Raw genomic sequence first — 17,743 nt, 5'->3', positions numbered from 1 at the left:
GTTGATCTTTTTATTTAGGTTTAGCAAAGCATGTACCAGTACAATAATGCCGACAAAATGGCTGATATTCTGCAGAATAAAATGACTTTTTGTCTCTTATAGAGATGCTAAAGTTCAGGCCCTGTAACCGAATTATCAGATGATTTTACTATTTTACAGAGTTCAATAAACGTGTAACTAAAGCCTTCAAAAATGGGATTATTTGATAAAGTTTTTAAAAGTGAAAGAGATATTGTGAAGAAAGAGATTGTGGAGGTGCCGTGGCACGCTCTTACTGAAGAGAAGCAACTTGAGGAGATCGAAAAAGAATCTGATTCACAACCTGTAGTGATTTTTAAACATTCTACCCGCTGCGGAATCAGCCGAATGGTATTAAACAATTTTGAGCGAAGTTATGATCTGCCAAAAGATGAAGAAGTGAAACTTTACTTTCTTGATCTCTTAGCAAACCGCGACATTTCTAACGCAGTGGCCAGCCGCTTCAGCGTGAGACATGAAAGTCCGCAGATGATCATCCTTAAGAATAGGGAAGTAGTTCATCATTCTTCACATCAATCTATTGAAGTTCAGAATATAAAAGATCAACTGTAGGTTAATTTTTTCTCAATTATGATCAACACTAAAATCCGGTTAAATATTTTATAATCAATGTTTTAAGAGGTGGTTTCTAAGTATATTTAAAGGTGTTAATATAAGAACCTTAAAAATTGTAATTATGGAAGAGAGAAGAGAAGATCGCAATCGCGATCAAAATGAAGAGCAAAGACGTCACCAACAGGAAGAAGAAAGAAGGAATCCGGCGCAACAGGCCGCAGGTGACCGTGACAAGCAAAAGCAGGAAGATGCCGAGAGAGAAAGAGACATGAACCGCGATAAAAACCGAGAAGATCGCAATAGTAGAGAAGAGCTTATTTAGCATCCTTTTAAAATAAAAAAGAGCCGTAAAATATCAAATTTTACGGCTCTTTTTTATTGGTTGTTCTAGACTTACTTCTTCTTAGGCTCAAAAACAGGAAGCAGCTTGGTGCTTACCTCCCCAAATCCTATCCTGTAGTTATCTTTTTGGCAAAAACCACGCATAATAACAGTATCGTTGTCTTCAATAAAAGTACGGGTACTGCCGTCAGAAAGTTTTACGGGTTTTTCACCTTTCCATGAAAGTTCAAGCATAGATCCGTATGAGTCGGGCGTGGGGCCTGAAATTGTTCCCGATCCCATCATGTCTCCAGAAAGTACAGGGCAACCGTTTACGGTGTGGTGAGCGAGCTGCTGGCTCATATTCCAGTACATGTGTCTAAAATTGGATTTAGAGACGCGGGTTTCTTCAGCATTCTCGGGCTGTATGAATACTTCAAGTTCTATATCAAAACTCTTTTTACCTGTAGATTGAAGGTAAGGCAATAGTTTCTTTTCAGGTTTTGGGCTTTTCACCCTAAAAGGTTCAAGCGCATCTAAAGTAACGATCCACGGTGAAATGGAAGAAGCAAAGTTCTTGGCAAGAAAAGGCCCTAAAGGCACATATTCCCAGGTTTGAATATCACGTGCACTCCAGTCATTAAAAAGTACAAGTCCAAAAATGTAATCTTCGGCTTCGTCTATAGGAATGGGTTCCCCCAGGTGGTTGGCATCGGTAGTGATAAAAGCCATTTCCAGTTCAAAATCTACTCTTTTTGAAGGCCCAAAAACAGGCTCATCTGCATCTTTTGGTTTGGTTTGTCCCTGTGGGCGGTGAATAGGAATGCCACTGGGAACTATAGAAGAACTTCTTCCGTGGTAACCTACCGGAATGTGAAGCCAGTTGGGCAGCAATGCATTATCTGGATCGCGAAACATGGTTCCCACATTGGTAGCATGCTCTTTACTGGAATAAAAATCGGTATAATCGCCTACCTGTACAGGCATTTGCATCTCAATCTCATCCAGGGTAAAGAGAACAACCTGCCGGTGATCTTCATTATCTCGAAGGGTTTCATTGCTGGTATCAAAAATTTCAGCAATACGATTCCTTACAAGTCTCCAGGTTTTTTTTCCGTCAGAAATGAAATCGTTTAGGGTATCCTGTAGAAAAATATCGTCAGTAAGGGGAATACCTTCAAAATAACCCAGCTGGTGCAGGGCACCCAGGTCTATTGCGGTATCTCCTATACGAGTTCCAATGGTGATGATATCATCTCTTGTAAGAAAAACTCCAAAGGGGATGTTTTGTATGGGAAAATCAGAGTTTTCGGGTACTTCCAGCCAGGTTTTTCGTGTAGGGTCGTTAGCTGTAATGGACATAGTAAATGTTGGTATTTTGTTAAAATCAATTCGAACCAAATATATTATTTTCTTACTAAGAACCGAATGTATTTGCTATTTTTGAGTATTATTTAACGTAAAAAATGCATATGCAACGGGATAACGAATTATTTGATTTAATTGACGCAGAAAAGGAGAGGCAACTTAATGGTTTAGAGTTAATTGCTAGTGAAAATTTTGTAAGTGAACAGGTACTCGAAGCTGCCGGTTCTGTACTTACCAATAAATACGCCGAAGGTTACCCAGGTAAAAGATATTACGGTGGGTGTGATGTGGTAGATGAGGTTGAAAATTTGGCGATCGATAGATTAAAAGAACTCTTTAATGCCGAATATGCGAACGTGCAACCGCATTCTGGATCTCAGGCCAATACTGCTGTTTTTCACGCCTGTATGAAACCCGGTGATAAATTCCTTGGTTTCGACCTTTCCCACGGTGGACATTTAACTCACGGTTCTCCCGTAAATTTCTCCGGAAGACTTTATAATCCTGTTTTTTATGGTGTAGATAAAGAAACCGGACTTATAGATTATGACGAAGTTCAAAAAATAGCTGAAAAAGAGAAACCCAAAATGATCATTGCCGGTGCCTCGGCATATTCAAGGGAAATCGACTACAAGCGTTTTAGAGAGATTGCCGACAGTGTGGGCGCCATACTTTTTGCAGATATCGCACACCCGGCAGGTCTTATAGCTAAAGGTTTGCTCAGTGATCCTATTCCTCATTGCCACATCGTTTCCTCAACCACTCATAAGACTTTGCGCGGGCCTCGCGGCGGAATTATTATGATGGGAAAAGATTTTGATAATCCTTTTGGCGAAACTCTTAAGAACGGAAGTCCTAAAAAGATGTCTATGCTGCTTAACAGCGGTGTATTCCCCGGAAATCAGGGTGGGCCTTTAGAGCATATTATTGCAGCCAAGGCTGTGGCTTTTGGTGAAGCCCTTACAGATGAGTTCCTTCATTATACGGTACAGGTGAAGAAAAATGCCAAACGTATGGCCGAAGCTTTCATGAAAAAAGATTACCAGGTAATCTCGGGTGGGACAGACAATCACATGATGTTGATTGACCTGCGCAACAAGAACATCTCTGGTAAAGAGGCCGAAGAAGCTCTTGGAAAATCCGATATTACTGTGAACAAGAACATGGTGCCTTTTGACGATAAATCTCCTTTTGTAACTTCAGGAATACGTATTGGGACGCCGGCGGTCACCACCCGCGGACTCAAAGAAGACGATATGGATACAATTGTTGATCTTATTGATCGGGTGATCACAAATTATCAGGATGAAGATAAACTCAAAGCAGTGAGAGAAGACGTAATTGCCCTGATGCAGGGGAGACCTCTCTTTCAAATGTAAGAGTAAGTTATCAAATTTAATATAACGCTGCCTTAGGTCTCAAAAATGGGATTTTCAGGCAGCGTTTTTTTTCTGAATTATTGTTGTCTTATTAAATAATACACAGAAGCTAAGGCCACGAATACACTAATAAAATTGCCAATTTAAAGGTGTGGAAGGGTGATTTTCAGTTTCTGAATAAATAGTGAACTTAATTTATGAACCAGAATTGAAAATTGCTTTTAATTAATTGGTGGGCAAAGTCCTGGCTCTAGATTCTTGAAGACTGCCTGCCATTAGACGAAGCGGTCCTGACTCTTCCCCCAGACAAAGATGTTTCTGAAGCTATAATATTTCCACGGAATTCCAGTTGGGAATAGTGAAAATCATCTCCTCATTTCCTTCCGAAGTAGTCGTGAAAAGCTGAAATTTGAGTTTTTATTCTCTTTTATGGAAAACGTTACGCAGCTCTTCAGTGATCTTTGTCGGTTTTTTAGAATCGGCGTCCAGCAGGCACCACATAGATTTTGCTGCAACTAAAACGTCACCGTTCTTAGCACTTTTGATGTTGACAAACCTTTCAGAAGTGACAAAAGTGGTCTCTCCCACATAGGTTTCTATAATAAGGTCGTCTCCCAAAAATGCCTGTTTTTTGTAGTCTATTTCGTGGCGAATCACTACCCAAATAAAGTCTTCTTTAAGCTCATCGGTAGCTCTAACTTCCCAGTGCTCTTTTGCGATATCCTGTATCCACTGCACATAACGTACATTGTTTACGTGGTTGAGGTCATCCAAATCTTCTTCGGAAACCGTTCTTTTATGTGTGTATGTTTCTGCAGGTACTACCATTAGTTCTCTATTATTTTTACTTCAAAAAGTGTATCCCAGTCTTTTCCGGTAACGTAAAGTTTCTTGCTCCCGGGGTCGTATGCAATGCCGTTGAGCACATCATTTACCGGGTCAAGATCGGCAGTGTTGCCCAGTTGGTCGCGTAAACCGGAAAAATTAATAACTCCTTCTATAGCGCCATTCTGCGGATTAATAATCGCAACTCCGTCTTTTTGATAGGTGTTGGCATAGATCTTTCCTTCTACCCATTCCAGCTCATTGAGCTGCGTGGCAATGGTGCGATTTGTTACCGTTTGAATATAATCTGTCTCTGGTAGGGAAGGAGAAGTGGGGTCTAAAAACCATATTTTCTCGGTACCATCGCTTTTATACAGCATGCTGCCATCATTTGCCAGCCCCCAGCCTTCTTTACTTTTTTCATATTTAAACTCTCCGGACTTTTCGAAAGTCTCTACGTCATAAATAAAACCGACTCCTTCCTTCCATGTGAGTTGATAGATCTTATTATTAAGTATGGTAATGCCTTCAGCAAAATATTGAGAAGGAATGTCAATTTTTCTTTGAACTTCACCCGTTGTAAGATCTACCAACCTTAGAGAAGAACTCCCATAGTGGCCGGTACTTTCATAGAGTTTATTTTCAAAGAATTCCAGTCCCTGGGTGTAAGCATCGGCCTGGTGCGGATATTTATTGATGATCTCGTAAGTATAGGTAACAGGGGCAGCGTCATTAAAAAGGGTAATTTCCTGTTGTTTTTCAACCACTTCACCATTATTATATATACGAGCGTTAAGCTGCCACTTGCCCAGTTTTTCATCATTAAAAGTATGGCTAAGGGATTCTCCCCCTACAGTTTTTGCTAATCTTTGTTCTCCCAGAAAGTAAATCACAGAATCTTTTTCTCCGTTTACCTGCGCCTGCAGACTTTCGCCAAGCTTAAATTCCTTCTTATTTTCTTCTATTTTTAAAGAATAATTGTTTTCTGATTCATTGGAGTCACTTCCGCAGGAATGCAAAATTACGCCCAATGCCATCAAAAAGAGAGGATTATATACCTTCATGTTTCACAGTAATTTTTATGGAAGCTAATTTAAAGAATTCAGCTTAAAAATTACTTGCAAAAAACATGAAAGGTTGTATATTTGCCCCGGCAAGTCCCACACAACCAGCTCCTGCTGAATCCCCCAGGGCGGGAACGCAGCAAGGGTAAGTGGTCGTAGCGGTGTGATGTGGGTAGCTTGCCATTTTTTGTTTCCAATAGTCTCGATTTATTGCATCTTTGCAACATGACAGAAACAGCTTCAAAAGTGGTGCTCGTAACAGGAGCATCTTCAGGAATTGGTAAAGCCATAGCCAATTTTCTTCAATCAAAGAATTTTATCGTTTTTGGAACCAGCCGTAATCCGTCGGGGCAGGATTCTCCTTTTCCGTTGGTGGCGCTCGATGTTACCAAACCCGAAACCATCACCGCTGCCGTGGCTGAAGTTATTGCTTCCGCAGGAAAAATTGATGTGCTTATCAATAATGCGGGGGTTGGTATTACCGGCCCAATTGAAGAAACGCCCGATGAGGAAATAAAAAAGGCTTTTGATACCAATTATTTTGGGCCCATAAATGTCATTAAGGCCGTACTGCCTCAAATGCGAAAAAATAACAGTGGTCTTATTATAAACGTAACTTCCATCGCCGGATATATGGGATTGCCTTACCGCGGAATTTATTCGGCTTCAAAAGGGGCGCTGGAGATCACTACCGAAGCTTTTAGAATGGAGCTGAAGGATTCAAACATCAAAATGACCAATATTGCCCCGGGAGATTTCGCTACTAACATTGCGGCGGGCAGGTATCACGCGCCGGTAATAGCAGGTTCTCCTTATGAAAAGCCTTACGGGAACACCCTTAAGATCATGAATGAGCATGTTGACCAGGGTAAAGATCCAAATATGATGGCCAAAGTGATCTACAGCATACTTCAGGAAAAAGACCCAAAAATACATTACAAGGTAGGGGAGCCGCTGCAAAAGTTCTCTATTGCTTTAAAGCGCATTCTACCCGATAAATTGTATGAGCGCCTACTCTTAAAACATTATAAGTTGTAGTTTTGCAGAAGGTTGAAAAATGGCATTTTTCAGCAGTATTTAATCATTTATAACAACACACTATGAAATTTTTTATCGACACCGCAAACCTTGACCAAATAAGAGAAGCCCAGGATCTTGGGGTTCTTGACGGGGTGACTACCAACCCTTCTCTTATGGCTAAAGAAGGTATCACCGGGAAAGACAACATCATTGCCCATTACAAGAAAATTTGTGAGATCACTACCGGAGATGTTAGTGCCGAAGTGATTGCGACCGATTTTGAGAATATTGTAAAAGAAGGAGAGGAACTTGCCGCTTTGCACGAACAAATTATCGTGAAAGTGCCTATGATCAAAGACGGTATTAAAGCCATCAAATACTTTAGCGATAAAGGAATAAAAACAAATTGTACTTTGGTATTTTCTGCAGGTCAGGCACTTTTGGCAGCCAAAGCCGGTGCAACTTATGTTTCGCCTTTTATTGGGAGACTTGATGATATCTCAACAGATGGTTTGAACCTTATTATGGAAATCCGCCAAATCTATGATAACTACGGGTTTGAAACTGAAATTCTTGCAGCTTCGGTGAGGCACACCATGCACGTAATTGACTGCGCTAAAATAGGTGCCGATGTAATGACCGGGCCACTTTCGGCAATCACTGGTTTACTAAACCACCCACTTACAGATATTGGTCTTGAGAAATTCCTTGCCGATCATAAGAAGGGGAACTAAGGTTCCAAAAATGACATTTTTTAAAGCCTTTTTTCTTCGGAAGAAAGGCTTTTTAGTTGGAAGAATTTGTGAAGCGACAGGATCAAAATTCTGAACAAGAGAGAGTTCTGTTTTATACTTCTACTTCTGAAGAATCATCTGAAAAGATGCTTTAATGCCTGATTTCTGAAGGATCTTGAGAAATACTGGCTTGTGCGAAAACTTAGTTGTCAAAAATGGCATTTTTGACAACTTTTTCTTCGGAAGTTTTTTAGTTGAGAAACGCCAGAAGCCTCGATTCAAATTCAGGGGATGAGAGGTAAACATCACCTACTTCTACAACCGAAGCATCGTTCACAAATAACATTTTACTCAGGAAAAACTGAAAAACTTCCTTGTGGATCCTGGCCGGCGCCAGCTGAAACTCGGTTGCCGGATCGTAGCCGTTTTGCCGTAAAGCAACTCTCCAGGCAGGTTCTTCTGAAAGATCGAGATTGATGCCTATAAAATCTACTTCGGGATATTTTTTTCGGTAAAGATCTATTACCTGGTGTTCATTCTGGTAACTTTCATCATAAACAGACCAAAGAAATATAACTGTGGGCCTTCTAATGATATCATTTGTAGTGACGAGCTCTCCGTCCATATTGAGCAGGGGGACTTCTGCCAGGGAGGTGCCGGGAAGGTAGGCTAGTTGTACTGTGGCCAGGTTTTTCAGTTTTTCAAGATTTTTATCGGAAAATTTAAGGGCTTCCAATTCGTCGAGAATCGAAGCTATATTCTCCTTGTTTTCGGCAGTAATGATCCCTCTTACGGCAATTTTTTCCAGTAACTGTTCCCTGATCTTTGGCACCCTAATAAGTTCACCGGCTTTGCGAAGGCGGGCATTAACATTGGCAACATCGGTAAGGCTGTAACAATCGGCCCCGTCTAAATCACTGTCGGCACACCAGGCCAGGGAGTAGTTAATAAGATAGTTCTCTAGTAGCCTTTTATATCCCGGGCTGCACTGAATGTCTACGCAGTTAAAATCGATTTCTTCCCTGTAATCGTGAAAATTGGCAGGGAATTGCCGCGAGTAGTCTTTATAATATTTGTTGACCAGGTAGGTATAGCGTTCCCGAAGGTCATAATTTTCATAGTTGATGATCTCCCCTGCAAGGTGGTTAAATTCGTCAGAAAATTTTTTCTTTTTGGAAATTGTAGACAGGTAATTAATTCTGTCCTGCCTAATGGAGTCGGCTTTTTCGAGAAAAACCTGAGGTGTGTATTCGTGAAAGTTGAGCAGGAGTTGAGAATTGTCCTCATCTTTCAGGAACATTTCAGCCAAAAAATTATTCTTCGACTTTCCTTTTCCACTAAAGTGGAGCGATTCATCAAAGGCTAAAGTATTGGCTCTTAGCAGCAGGCTGTCGCCCGGAGTGATATAAATATTCTGAGTTTCGGGTTTGTGCTGAATGATGTATAAGCCTTCTTCTGCATTCTCGATTTTGTAGTTAAATCTATTGTTTTCATCGAGCGTTATAGTATCAAGAATTTGTCCCTGATGTTTAACCACTACATATTCTAAGGTAGGGTTAATAATCTCGCCGCCAATATAAGCATATGAAGGACTGGTAGTTGAATTATTACAGCTGGAAATAAGAAAGCTGAAGCCTAGCAAAACCAGTGCTGGTAAGGCATCATGTAAAATATGTAAACTATTGCTTTTCAAAATTTTTGGGGGACAAATAGCGGATAGCAAATGTAGACCCAGAGCAACAACAGGGATGTTAACTCCTCGTTAAATAGAGAATTATAAAAGTTAATGTTTTAAGGGATAAGGTTAAATGGCTACTTTTGCAAAAATTTAGAAAAGACTATATGTTATCAGTTTCAAATTTATCTGTTCAGTTTGGGAAAAGAGTGTTGTTCGATGAAGTGAACACCACCTTTACCCAGGGTAACTGTTATGGAATTATTGGTGCCAATGGTGCCGGAAAATCTACTTTCTTAAATATCCTTAGCGGGAAGTCAGAACCTACTTCGGGACACGTACACCTGGAGCCGGGAAAAAGAATGTCTGTTCTCGAGCAAAACCATAACCTTTATGACGAATATCCTGTACTGGAAACCGTCATTATGGGGAATAAGCCTCTCTACAATATCAAAAAAGAGATGGACGAGATCTATGCCAAAGAAGATTTTGGCGATGCCGATGGGGAAAGAGTAGGAGTGCTACAGGTTGAATTTGAGGAAATGAATGGCTGGAATGCCGATAGTGAGGCTGCTGCCCTGCTTTCTAACCTTGGTATAAAAGAAGATAGCCACTACACGCTTATGGGCGATCTTGATAACAAGCTTAAGGTTAGGGTGCTTTTGGCACAGGCACTTTTTGGTAACCCTGATGTGTTGATCATGGATGAGCCAACAAACGACCTGGATTATGAAACCATAAACTGGCTTGAAAACTTTCTTGCCAACTATGAAAATACAGTGATAGTGGTATCTCACGACCGTCACTTCCTGGATTCTGTTTGTACTCATGTTTCTGATATTGACTTCGGAAAGATCAACCATTACAGTGGTAACTATACTTTTTGGTATGAATCTTCACAGTTGGCAGCACGCCAGCGGTCTCAGCAGAACAAAAAAGCTGAGGAAAAGAAAAAGGAACTTGAGGAATTTATTCGTCGCTTTAGTGCCAACGTGGCAAAATCTAAGCAGGCTACTTCCAGAAAGAAGATGATCGCAAAACTTAATATTGATGATATTAAGCCTTCAAGCCGAAGGTATCCTGCAATTATTTTTGAAAGGGAAAGAGAAGCCGGGGATCAAATTCTAAATGTAGAAGGCCTTGAGGCATCTATTGAAGGGGAAACTCTTTTTAAAGATGTGAATATCAATCTTGCGAAAGGAGATAAAGTAGTGGTGTATTCAAAAGATTCACGAGCCACTACAGCTTTTTACGAGATACTTAATGAAAAGGAAAAAGCCGTATCGGGTAAATTCAGTTGGGGAATTACTACCAACCAGTCTTACCTGCCCTTAGATAACTCCGAATATTTTGACAATGACCTTACTCTTGTTGACTGGTTGCGCCAATGGGCTAAAACCGAAGAAGAGAGGGAAGAAGTTCATATCCGCGGATTCCTTGGCAAGATGATCTTTAGCGGTGAAGAAGCTTTAAAAACAGCCCGGGTGCTCTCTGGAGGTGAAAAAGTGCGTTGTATGTTAAGCAGAATGATGATGATGAGGGCGAACGTACTTATGCTCGATGAGCCTACCAACCACCTAGACCTGGAATCTATTACGGCATTCAACAACTCCCTTAAGAACTTTAAGGGGACTGTGATGTTTACCACTCACGATCATGAATTTGCACAGACAGTTGCAAACAGGGTAATTGAATTAACCCCTAACGGCGCTATAGATCGTTACCTTACTTTTGATGAGTACATGAGTGATCCTAAGATCAAGGAACAAAGGGATAAAATGTATTCTAAGTAATTAGAAAAGATAAGAGGCTGTCTAAAAGGCTTGACATCTATGTGATGTTATTTTAAAATACCATCACCCTGCTGAATTAAAAAGGGGATAAATGGTGTGAATTTTTAGACAGTCTTTTTTTATGCTTCTTTGTCTTTCCGGAAGAACTTGTAGAGGTCAAAGCCTCCCAGGATTATAAAGCCTATGGCAATGATTATCCTGAAGGTAGTATACTCTGCACCTGTAAGAAAGGTGTATATGCGGTAGCCTCCATAGCCCAGGAAAGCAAGACCCACAACCAGGTTAAAATAATTTTTTCGGGGAGCAGCAGTCATTTAATTAATCACTATCAGGAAAGGTTTCATTTGTGATGCGAAGCGCCTTCTCATAATCCTTTGATTTGGCGAAGAGCAAAACCTGTCCGGGCAAACCGCCGCCAAAGCCGGCTCGTAATCCGGAATCAAAATCATTTCTTACCCGGGTAGCGATTCCTTCTTCTTCAAGTAAATTTTGCAGGTGTTGCACATTTACTTCACTCCCGGTATAAACTCTTCTGTACTCTTGTTGTTCTTCGTCGTTCATATAATGGTAATTTCCTATAAATTTAAGAATAGGGAGATGACTTCAGGAGTATTTAATTTGAGTTTAACATTTCTATCAGGCATTGTAGAATTTGCTGTTCCAGTTTCCCGAGCTAAAATTTTTTCCGAGGCTAATTCCGTAGAAAAATATCAACGCTACCACCGATTTAAAACAGTACATGTAAATAATAAGGAATTCAGAGGTCTCCCTGAACTGAGAGAAGAAAAGTTCCCTGACCCCAAAAGAGAGCAGAAAGCTGGAGAGGAAGCAAAAGATCAACAGGTTTTCCAGATTTTTAAGCGGCCACATCAATAGCTTTCTCAAAGGATGCATATCGGTACCCCATTTGTGGAGAAGGTAGTAGTACCCGTTACCTAATGGCGCAAACAGCATAGGATCATCGGCATTTTCAAGCCTGAAATATTTGGCAGGAGCAACCATTTTAAAACCTTGCAGAGAAATTCCGTGTTTCTTTTCCACTTGCTGAACTGCGTTTACCGCTTCAGCAGGTAGATCTCCTTTAAAAAATTTAGTGTCGAGAAAGCGGAGCCTAAAATCTACACAGATCTTTTTAATCTGGTTTTCATGAAAGATCTTTTCAGGTTCCAGTAGATCGAATACTAATGGGTTTGAAATTGATTCTTCGGTGCTAGCTTCAGCAACTCTGCGCAGAATCTCTTCTTCTGAACTTTCCTCTTTATTCAGGATCTTCTTTACTTCCTCCAGAACTTCCTGTTCTTTCATCTCCTTCCGGCGCAGCAGCTCCATTTCCCTCTGAAGGTTTGTTCTCTCTAGCAGCATTTTCTTTTCCGTTTAGCAGCTAAAAATAGGGAATAACAGCACAACATGCAAAAAATCAGCTTTTTGGCTATGTTTTAAGGAATCCTACTGTTAAATTTAAGAGGTGATGGTTAAATTCATTTTAAACCTGCGGTTCTATTTATCCATTAGTAATAGATGCGCTAAATTGAGGATAACGAACTTTAAAACCCTCGAAAAATGAAAATTTTTAGACACTTTTTAAGCCTGAGTATCCTGGCAGGAATTCTCCTGGTTGGTTGCGGCCCCAAAGTAGATACCAACAAAAGAACGGCTAAGAGCTTAAATAGTTATGAAAGCTACGCGTTCTTACCCGACCAGGATACCATACAAACTTCAGTTTATGACAATGCACAGGTGAATGAAATAGTTATAGACGAAATTCGCCAGAACATGGAGGATCTAAACTACAGGTTAGATCGTAACCAACCCGATCTCCTGGTGTATTATCACTTAATGTTAGACGAAGAAATGGCGGTGAATGCAAATCCCGTCTACACCAACTACAGTTATTACCGTCCCGGATTTTACGTAGGGCCGTACTACAGAAATTATGCTTATAACAACTATTTCACCGTTCCCAGAATTGCAGGAAATAGTGTGCAGCAAGTACCATATAAAGAAGGTACCATAGTGATTGACCTTATAGATCGCCGTACCAATGAGATTGTATGGAGGGGAAAGGCCGAGGATGTTGTTTCTCCCGGCAATCTTAATGAAGAATTAAGAACTTACGTAAATGCCATTTTTGACAGGTTACCAAAGTAAACTTTGGATAAACCTTAATACAGATTGCATTTAAAAAATTGCAAAGAAAAAGGCTGTTCATCGAACAGCCTTTTTCTTTATCTGAGCTTTAAGCTCTGCTTTTATCTAAGCTCTGCACCCAGTTGCTTTTCCAGGTTTTGTTGCAGCTTGCCCATTATTTTATCAATTTGTTTATCGGTAAGGGTTTTTCTTTCATCCTGCAGGATAAAACTCACTGCATAACTCTTCTTTCCTTCCGGAAGGTTAGCCCCTTCGTACACGTCAAAAAGATTTACTTCCTTAAGAAGATCTTTTTCAGTTTTAAAGGCTATGTCGTAGATCTGTTCAAATCGCACAGCGTCATCAAGCAAGAGAGCAAAATCTCTTCTCACTGCCTGAAACTTAGAAATATCTTTGAATTTGTTCTGTTGGTCTTTAGACGTTTCTACCACCATATCCCAGTTGAAATCGGCATAAAGCACTTCCTGGTTAATGTCGAAGTTTTTGAAGATCTTTCTCTTGATCACTCCAAATTCTACCAGTCTCACATTATTTAAGCTGAAAGAAATTCCTTCAGAAAAAATGTCATTTTTGACAGGTGTGGTTTTAAGATCTCTTATACCCAGTCTTTCCAAAACTGAAGTCACTACTCCTTTAAGGTAGAAAAATTCCCCTTTTTGAACAGCATTGGTCCAGGTTTCTCTATTCCTGTTACCCGAAATAAAGATAGAAAGGTGTTTCTTTTCTTCCCGACCACTGTTATAGTTGTGATAGGTCTTTCCGAATTCAAAGAACTTAAGATCGGCTCTTTTGCGGTTCAGGTTGTAGCTCACTGCCTCAAGGCCCGAGAACAATAACGACTGCCGCAGCACAGAAAGATCCTGGCTAAGCGGGTTAAGCATTTGCACTACATGTTCTTCCTTCAACTGCTCACTAAGGCCCAGGTGGGAAGGAGTAGTAAGTGAATTGGCCATGGTTTCAAAAAATCCCTGCCCTACAAGCTGTCCGGCAATTAAATTCTGAAGTTTATAATCTTCAAACCTCGTGGAATTGGCGACAGAGGCATTGATCTTATCTCCAAATTCAATATTGTTGTAACCATAAACCCTTAGGATCTCTTCAATAACATCGGCCTCTCGTTTTACATCTACACGGTATGACGGTATGGTAAGACCCATTCCGGTTTCGGTAACGTTGTTCACTCTTATTTCGAGGGAAGCAAGAATAGATTTGATCGTTTCTTTAGAAAGGTTTTGCCCTACAAGAGAATTGATCTTTTCAAAAGTTAGGAAAACCGGGAAGTCTTCCACCTTTTTTGGGTAGTAATCGTCAATATCACTCGAAACACTTCCTCCAGCCAGCTCTTGAATGAGCAATACTGCACGTTTAAGAGCATATTCTGTTATGTTGGGATCAATACCTCTTTCATATCTAAAAGAAGCATCGGTATTTAAACCATGACGTTTGGCTGTTTTTCGAACAGTTACAGGATTGAAATAGGCGCTCTCAATAAAGAGATTGTTGGTTCCCGATGTTACTCCACTGCTAATTCCGCCAAACACACCGGCTATAGCCAGGGGCTTTTCGGCATCACATATCATAAGGTCTTCTTCATGCAGCTCTCTTTCAACTTCATCTAGCGTCGTGAATTTTGTTCCTGCCTCTAATGTCTGCACAATGATCTCATTCCCTGAGATCCTGTCGGCATCAAAAGCGTGCAGGGGCTGGCCTAGCTCATGCATCACGTAATTGGTCACATCTACAACATTGTTCTTTGGAGCGATTCCAATTGCTTTAAGCCTGTTTTGCAACCATTTTGGGGATTCTGATATTTCTACCCCGGTAATGGTCACTCCGCAATATCGGGGCGCCAGTTCGGGCTTGACAATTTTCACCGGAATCCTTCGGCTGCGGCTGTCTATATGAAAACTACTTACCGAAGGGGTAATTAGCTCTTGGGGTTCTCCCTGTTGCTGTAGTCCCGCTTTAAGATCACGAGCTACTCCCCAGTGGCTCATGGCGTCGGCACGGTTTGGTGTCAAACCTATTTCGAACACAAGGTCGTCTTCAACTTCAAAAAGGCTGGCTGCGGGTGTGCCAACTTCAATACTGGAATCGAGTACCATTATGCCGTCATGGCTCTGTCCCAGACCCAGTTCATCTTCGGCACAAATCATCCCGTGACTGCTTTCGCCTCTTATTTTACTTTTCCTGATTTCCCAGGGAGAACCTTTTTCATCGTAAAGGGTAGTGCCTACTGTTGCTACCGGTACTTTTTGCCCTGCGGCAACATTGGGTGCCCCACAAACAATTTGAACCGGTTCGCCATTGCCTAAATCTACAGTGGTAACTTTAAGCCTGTCGGCGTTGGGATGGGGTTCGCAGGTAAGCACTTCTCCTACCACTATGCCCCTAAGGCTGCCTTTTACACTTTGAAATTCATGAATACCTTCTACTTCAAGGCCGAGATCTGTGAGCAGTTCCCCTGTTTCTTCAGGATTACGATTAACTTTTATGAATTGTCTAAGCCAGTTATATGAAATCTTCATTGAACAAATTTTTCGAGCTGCAAAGATAGTATTACCATTGATTTTGACATAATAAAAAAGGGAAGAGCAGCAATGTCAACTATAAAAGACTAATTTCTGAAAAACAAAGCTGCTTCAGGTTTGCTTTAATGGCCTTAAGTATTCATTTAAAAGAAGATAAATTTATGTTTAACTGATGTAATTCCAGATGTTCTTCTCCTTTATAAGCTGGGAGTAGGTGTAATTAACGATCTTATTTTTTTCAAGCTCCAGGCCTGGATCTTCTTTTAGAAGTTGCAAAGCATAATGCCTGGCAGTTTTCAGGATGTCATTATCCTTTACAATATCTGCAATCTTCAGGTTGAGTACGCCGCTCTGTTGGGTGCCCATTAGGTCACCGGGCCCTCGCAGTTTAAGGTCTACTTCAGCAATCTCAAATCCGTCGGCAGTGCGTACCATGGTTTCAAGGCGTGTTTTACTGTCGTTAGAAAGTTTATGACCGGTCATAAGGATACAAAAACTCTGTTCGGCGCCCCGGCCCACGCGGCCTCTTAGCTGGTGTAGCTGTGAAAGCCCAAAACGTTCCGCACTTTCTATGATCATCACACTGGCATTGGGCACATTCACCCCAACCTCAATTACTGTGGTGGCCACCATGATCTGAGTTTCGCCCTTTACAAACCTGTCCATTTCATGATCTTTATCGGCAGGTTTCATTTGCCCGTGCAAAATGGAGATCTGGAACTCGGGCATGGGAAATTCGCGGGTAATACTTTCATAGCCGTCCATGAGGTCTTTGTAATCCATGGTTTCCGATTCCTGGATGAGCGGATACACAATATAAATTTGTCTTCCTTTTCTAATTTCATCCCGAATAAAAGCAAAGACCTTTAGCCTGTTACTGTCATACCGGTGCACGGTCTTAATTTCTTTCCTTCCCGGGGGCAATTCGTCAATTACAGAAATATCCAGGTCTCCGTAGAGGCTCATCGCGAGCGTTCGGGGTATTGGGGTGGCGGTCATCACCAGCACATGGGGCGGCAGGTGGTTCTTCTTCCAGAGCCTAGCTCTTTGTGCAACACCAAACCTGTGCTGCTCATCAATAATGGCCAGGCCGAGATTCTGAAATTTTACTTTTTCCTCGAGCAGCGCATGGGTGCCTATCAGGAGATGTAATTCTCCACTTTCCAAAGCCGCATGGATTTCTTTTCTTTCTGAAGTTTTTGTTGAGCCGGTGAGTAGTTTAACCTTAATCCCCAAATCAGTAACAAGTTCTGATATTCCATTAAAGTGTTGGGTAGCCAGGATTTCGGTGGGAGCCATTAAGCAGGCTTGAAATCCGTTATCCAGGGCCAGCAACACGCTCATCAAAGCGACAATTGTTTTTCCCGATCCCACATCTCCCTGCAGCAAACGGTTCATTTGGGCACCGCTGCCCAGGTCTTTACGTATCTCTTTGATTACTCTTTTTTGTGCGTTGGTAAGCTCAAAAGGAAGGTGCTTTTCATAAAACTCACTGAAATGTGAACCCACTTCTTCAAAAGGAAATCCTTTGATCTTTTTCTTCCTTATCAGGTTCTTGATCAACAACTGAATTTGTATGTAAAAAAGCTCTTCAAACTTTAAACGGAACTGTGCCTTGGCCAGTAACTCCTGGCTCTTCGGAAAATGCGCGTTAAAAAGTGCCTCGGCTTTGGGAAGCAAATGCAGTTCTTCTAAAATGTCCTGCGGAAGTGGATCAACAAATTTATTGCCGCTCTCCAAAAAGAGTTGCTGTACGCAGCGGCTAAACACCCTGTTGGTAATGCCCGATTTTCCCAGCCTTTCTGTAGAAGGGTACACAGGTTGCATGGCAGTGCGCAGGTTCTTTTTATAATCTTCAACCAGCTCCATCTCGGGGTGTGGCATGCTAAAAAGGCCATTGTACCAGGAAGTTTTACCAAAGATCACATAGGGAGTGTTGAGTTTCAGGTTTTCACGAATCCATTTTTGACCGCGAAACCATACCAGCTCCATCTTTCCGCTGTCATCAACAAAATCGGCTACCAGGCGTTTTCCTTTCTTTTGTTCTACCGTTCGCAGGTGGACTATTTTTCCCACGATCTGCACTTCCGAAGAATTCCTTTCCAGCTGGGCAATTTTGTAAAATCGGGTTTTATCGAGGTAGCGGTTTGGAAAAAAGTTAAGCAGGTCACCATAAGTGTTCACCCCAATCTCCTTCCGCAGAATTTCTGCCCGGTTTGGGCCTATGCCTTTTAGATAGTCAATGGGAGTATGCAGCAGTGGTGGATTCATGGAAACGAAGATAAAAAAAA

16 protein-coding genes and 1 other RNA gene are annotated in these 17,743 nt (G+C 41.3%); 8 read left to right on the top strand and 9 right to left on the bottom strand.

Going from position 1 to position 17,743, the window contains the following annotated elements; genetic code table 11:
• Window positions 1–192: 192 nt before the first annotated feature.
• Together ytxJ and ACQ93I_RS08210 are read left to right on the top strand one after the other, a co-directional pair.
• Complete coding sequence (gene ytxJ / locus ACQ93I_RS08215; protein ID WP_431698063.1) at window positions 193–591, top strand: bacillithiol system redox-active protein YtxJ; 399 nt, start codon at window positions 193–195, stop codon at window positions 589–591.
• 124 nt (window positions 592–715) lie between these two features.
• Window positions 716–916: a hypothetical protein gene (locus ACQ93I_RS08210; protein ID WP_431698062.1), complete on the top strand. Its 201-nt coding sequence runs from the start codon at window positions 716–718 to the stop codon at window positions 914–916.
• 71 nt (window positions 917–987) lie between these two features.
• Here the strand turns inward: ACQ93I_RS08210 and fahA are convergent, their stop codons facing one another.
• The gene (fahA, locus tag ACQ93I_RS08205) at window positions 988–2,277 is read right to left on the bottom strand and encodes a fumarylacetoacetase (RefSeq protein WP_431698061.1); all 1,290 of its coding nucleotides are present in this window, start codon (window positions 2,275–2,277) and stop codon (window positions 988–990) included.
• Between the two features lie 110 nt (window positions 2,278–2,387).
• On the opposite strand from fahA, the gene glyA reads away from it, so the two are divergent.
• The gene (gene glyA / locus ACQ93I_RS08200) at window positions 2,388–3,662 is read left to right on the top strand and encodes a serine hydroxymethyltransferase (protein ID WP_431698060.1); all 1,275 of its coding nucleotides are present in this window, start codon (window positions 2,388–2,390) and stop codon (window positions 3,660–3,662) included.
• Between the two features lie 417 nt (window positions 3,663–4,079).
• Here the strand turns inward: glyA and ACQ93I_RS08195 are convergent, their stop codons facing one another.
• A complete protein-coding gene (locus tag ACQ93I_RS08195) occupies window positions 4,080–4,490 on the bottom strand; it encodes an acyl-CoA thioesterase (protein ID WP_431698059.1) in 411 nt (136 codons plus the stop codon).
• Entirely contained in the window at window positions 4,490–5,551 is a 1,062-nt protein-coding gene (locus ACQ93I_RS08190) for a glutaminyl-peptide cyclotransferase (protein WP_431698058.1), read from the bottom strand. Before ACQ93I_RS08190 ends, ACQ93I_RS08195 begins: the two co-directional genes overlap by 1 nt.
• A gap of 87 nt (window positions 5,552–5,638) precedes the next feature.
• Between ACQ93I_RS08190 and ffs the strand changes: the two genes are divergently transcribed.
• The 3 genes from ffs to fsa all read left to right on the top strand — a co-directional run bounded on the left by ffs (window position 5,639) and on the right by fsa (window position 7,305).
• Window positions 5,639–5,737, top strand: an RNA gene (ffs, locus tag ACQ93I_RS08185) — signal recognition particle sRNA small type.
• Window positions 5,738–5,776: 39 nt separating this feature from the next.
• Entirely contained in the window at window positions 5,777–6,589 is an 813-nt protein-coding gene (locus ACQ93I_RS08180) for an SDR family oxidoreductase (protein WP_431698057.1), read from the top strand.
• Between the two features lie 62 nt (window positions 6,590–6,651).
• Complete coding sequence (fsa, locus tag ACQ93I_RS08175) at window positions 6,652–7,305, top strand: fructose-6-phosphate aldolase (protein WP_431698056.1); 654 nt, start codon at window positions 6,652–6,654, stop codon at window positions 7,303–7,305.
• Between the two features lie 250 nt (window positions 7,306–7,555).
• Here the strand turns inward: fsa and ACQ93I_RS08170 are convergent, their stop codons facing one another.
• Window positions 7,556–8,998, bottom strand: a complete 1,443-nt coding sequence (locus ACQ93I_RS08170) for a TlpA family protein disulfide reductase (protein ID WP_431698055.1) — start codon at window positions 8,996–8,998, stop codon at window positions 7,556–7,558.
• 149 nt (window positions 8,999–9,147) lie between these two features.
• Here ACQ93I_RS08170 and ACQ93I_RS08165 point away from each other — a divergent pair, with 149 nt between their 5' ends.
• Window positions 9,148–10,773 carry an ABC-F family ATP-binding cassette domain-containing protein gene (locus ACQ93I_RS08165; RefSeq protein WP_266068944.1) on the top strand — a complete coding sequence of 542 codons (1,626 nt, stop codon included), beginning with the start codon at window positions 9,148–9,150 and terminating at the stop codon, window positions 10,771–10,773.
• Between the two features lie 119 nt (window positions 10,774–10,892).
• On the opposite strand, the gene ACQ93I_RS08160 is transcribed toward ACQ93I_RS08165, so the two are convergent.
• The 3 genes from ACQ93I_RS08160 to ACQ93I_RS08150 form a co-directional block, all read right to left on the bottom strand.
• Window positions 10,893–11,087, bottom strand: coding sequence for a hypothetical protein (locus ACQ93I_RS08160; protein WP_431698054.1), 195 nt, complete (start codon window positions 11,085–11,087; stop codon window positions 10,893–10,895).
• Between the two features lie 4 nt (window positions 11,088–11,091).
• The gene (locus ACQ93I_RS08155) at window positions 11,092–11,334 is read right to left on the bottom strand and encodes a DUF2007 domain-containing protein (protein WP_431698053.1); all 243 of its coding nucleotides are present in this window, start codon (window positions 11,332–11,334) and stop codon (window positions 11,092–11,094) included.
• A 75-nt stretch (window positions 11,335–11,409) separates the two neighbouring features.
• The gene (locus ACQ93I_RS08150) at window positions 11,410–12,135 is read right to left on the bottom strand and encodes a hypothetical protein (RefSeq protein ID WP_431698052.1); all 726 of its coding nucleotides are present in this window, start codon (window positions 12,133–12,135) and stop codon (window positions 11,410–11,412) included.
• A gap of 198 nt (window positions 12,136–12,333) precedes the next feature.
• On the opposite strand from ACQ93I_RS08150, the gene ACQ93I_RS08145 reads away from it, so the two are divergent.
• A complete protein-coding gene (locus ACQ93I_RS08145; RefSeq protein ID WP_431698051.1) occupies window positions 12,334–12,921 on the top strand; it encodes a DUF4136 domain-containing protein in 588 nt (195 codons plus the stop codon).
• Between the two features lie 101 nt (window positions 12,922–13,022).
• Here the strand turns inward: ACQ93I_RS08145 and pheT are convergent, their stop codons facing one another.
• Both pheT and recG read right to left on the bottom strand, forming a co-directional pair.
• Window positions 13,023–15,449 carry a phenylalanine--tRNA ligase subunit beta gene (pheT, locus tag ACQ93I_RS08140; protein ID WP_431698050.1) on the bottom strand — a complete coding sequence of 809 codons (2,427 nt, stop codon included), beginning with the start codon at window positions 15,447–15,449 and terminating at the stop codon, window positions 13,023–13,025.
• A 168-nt stretch (window positions 15,450–15,617) separates the two neighbouring features.
• On the bottom strand, window positions 15,618–17,723 hold the full coding sequence (recG, locus tag ACQ93I_RS08135; protein ID WP_431698049.1) for an ATP-dependent DNA helicase RecG: 2,106 nt from the start codon (window positions 17,721–17,723) through the stop codon (window positions 15,618–15,620).
• Between the last annotated feature and the right edge of the window lie 20 nt (window positions 17,724–17,743).

Source organism: Salinimicrobium sp. WS361 (assembly GCF_050750585.1).
GTDB lineage: Bacteria > Bacteroidota > Bacteroidia > Flavobacteriales > Flavobacteriaceae > Salinimicrobium.
Note: the sequence above shows the minus strand (reverse complement) of the source record. Positions and strands in the feature narration are given on the sequence as shown.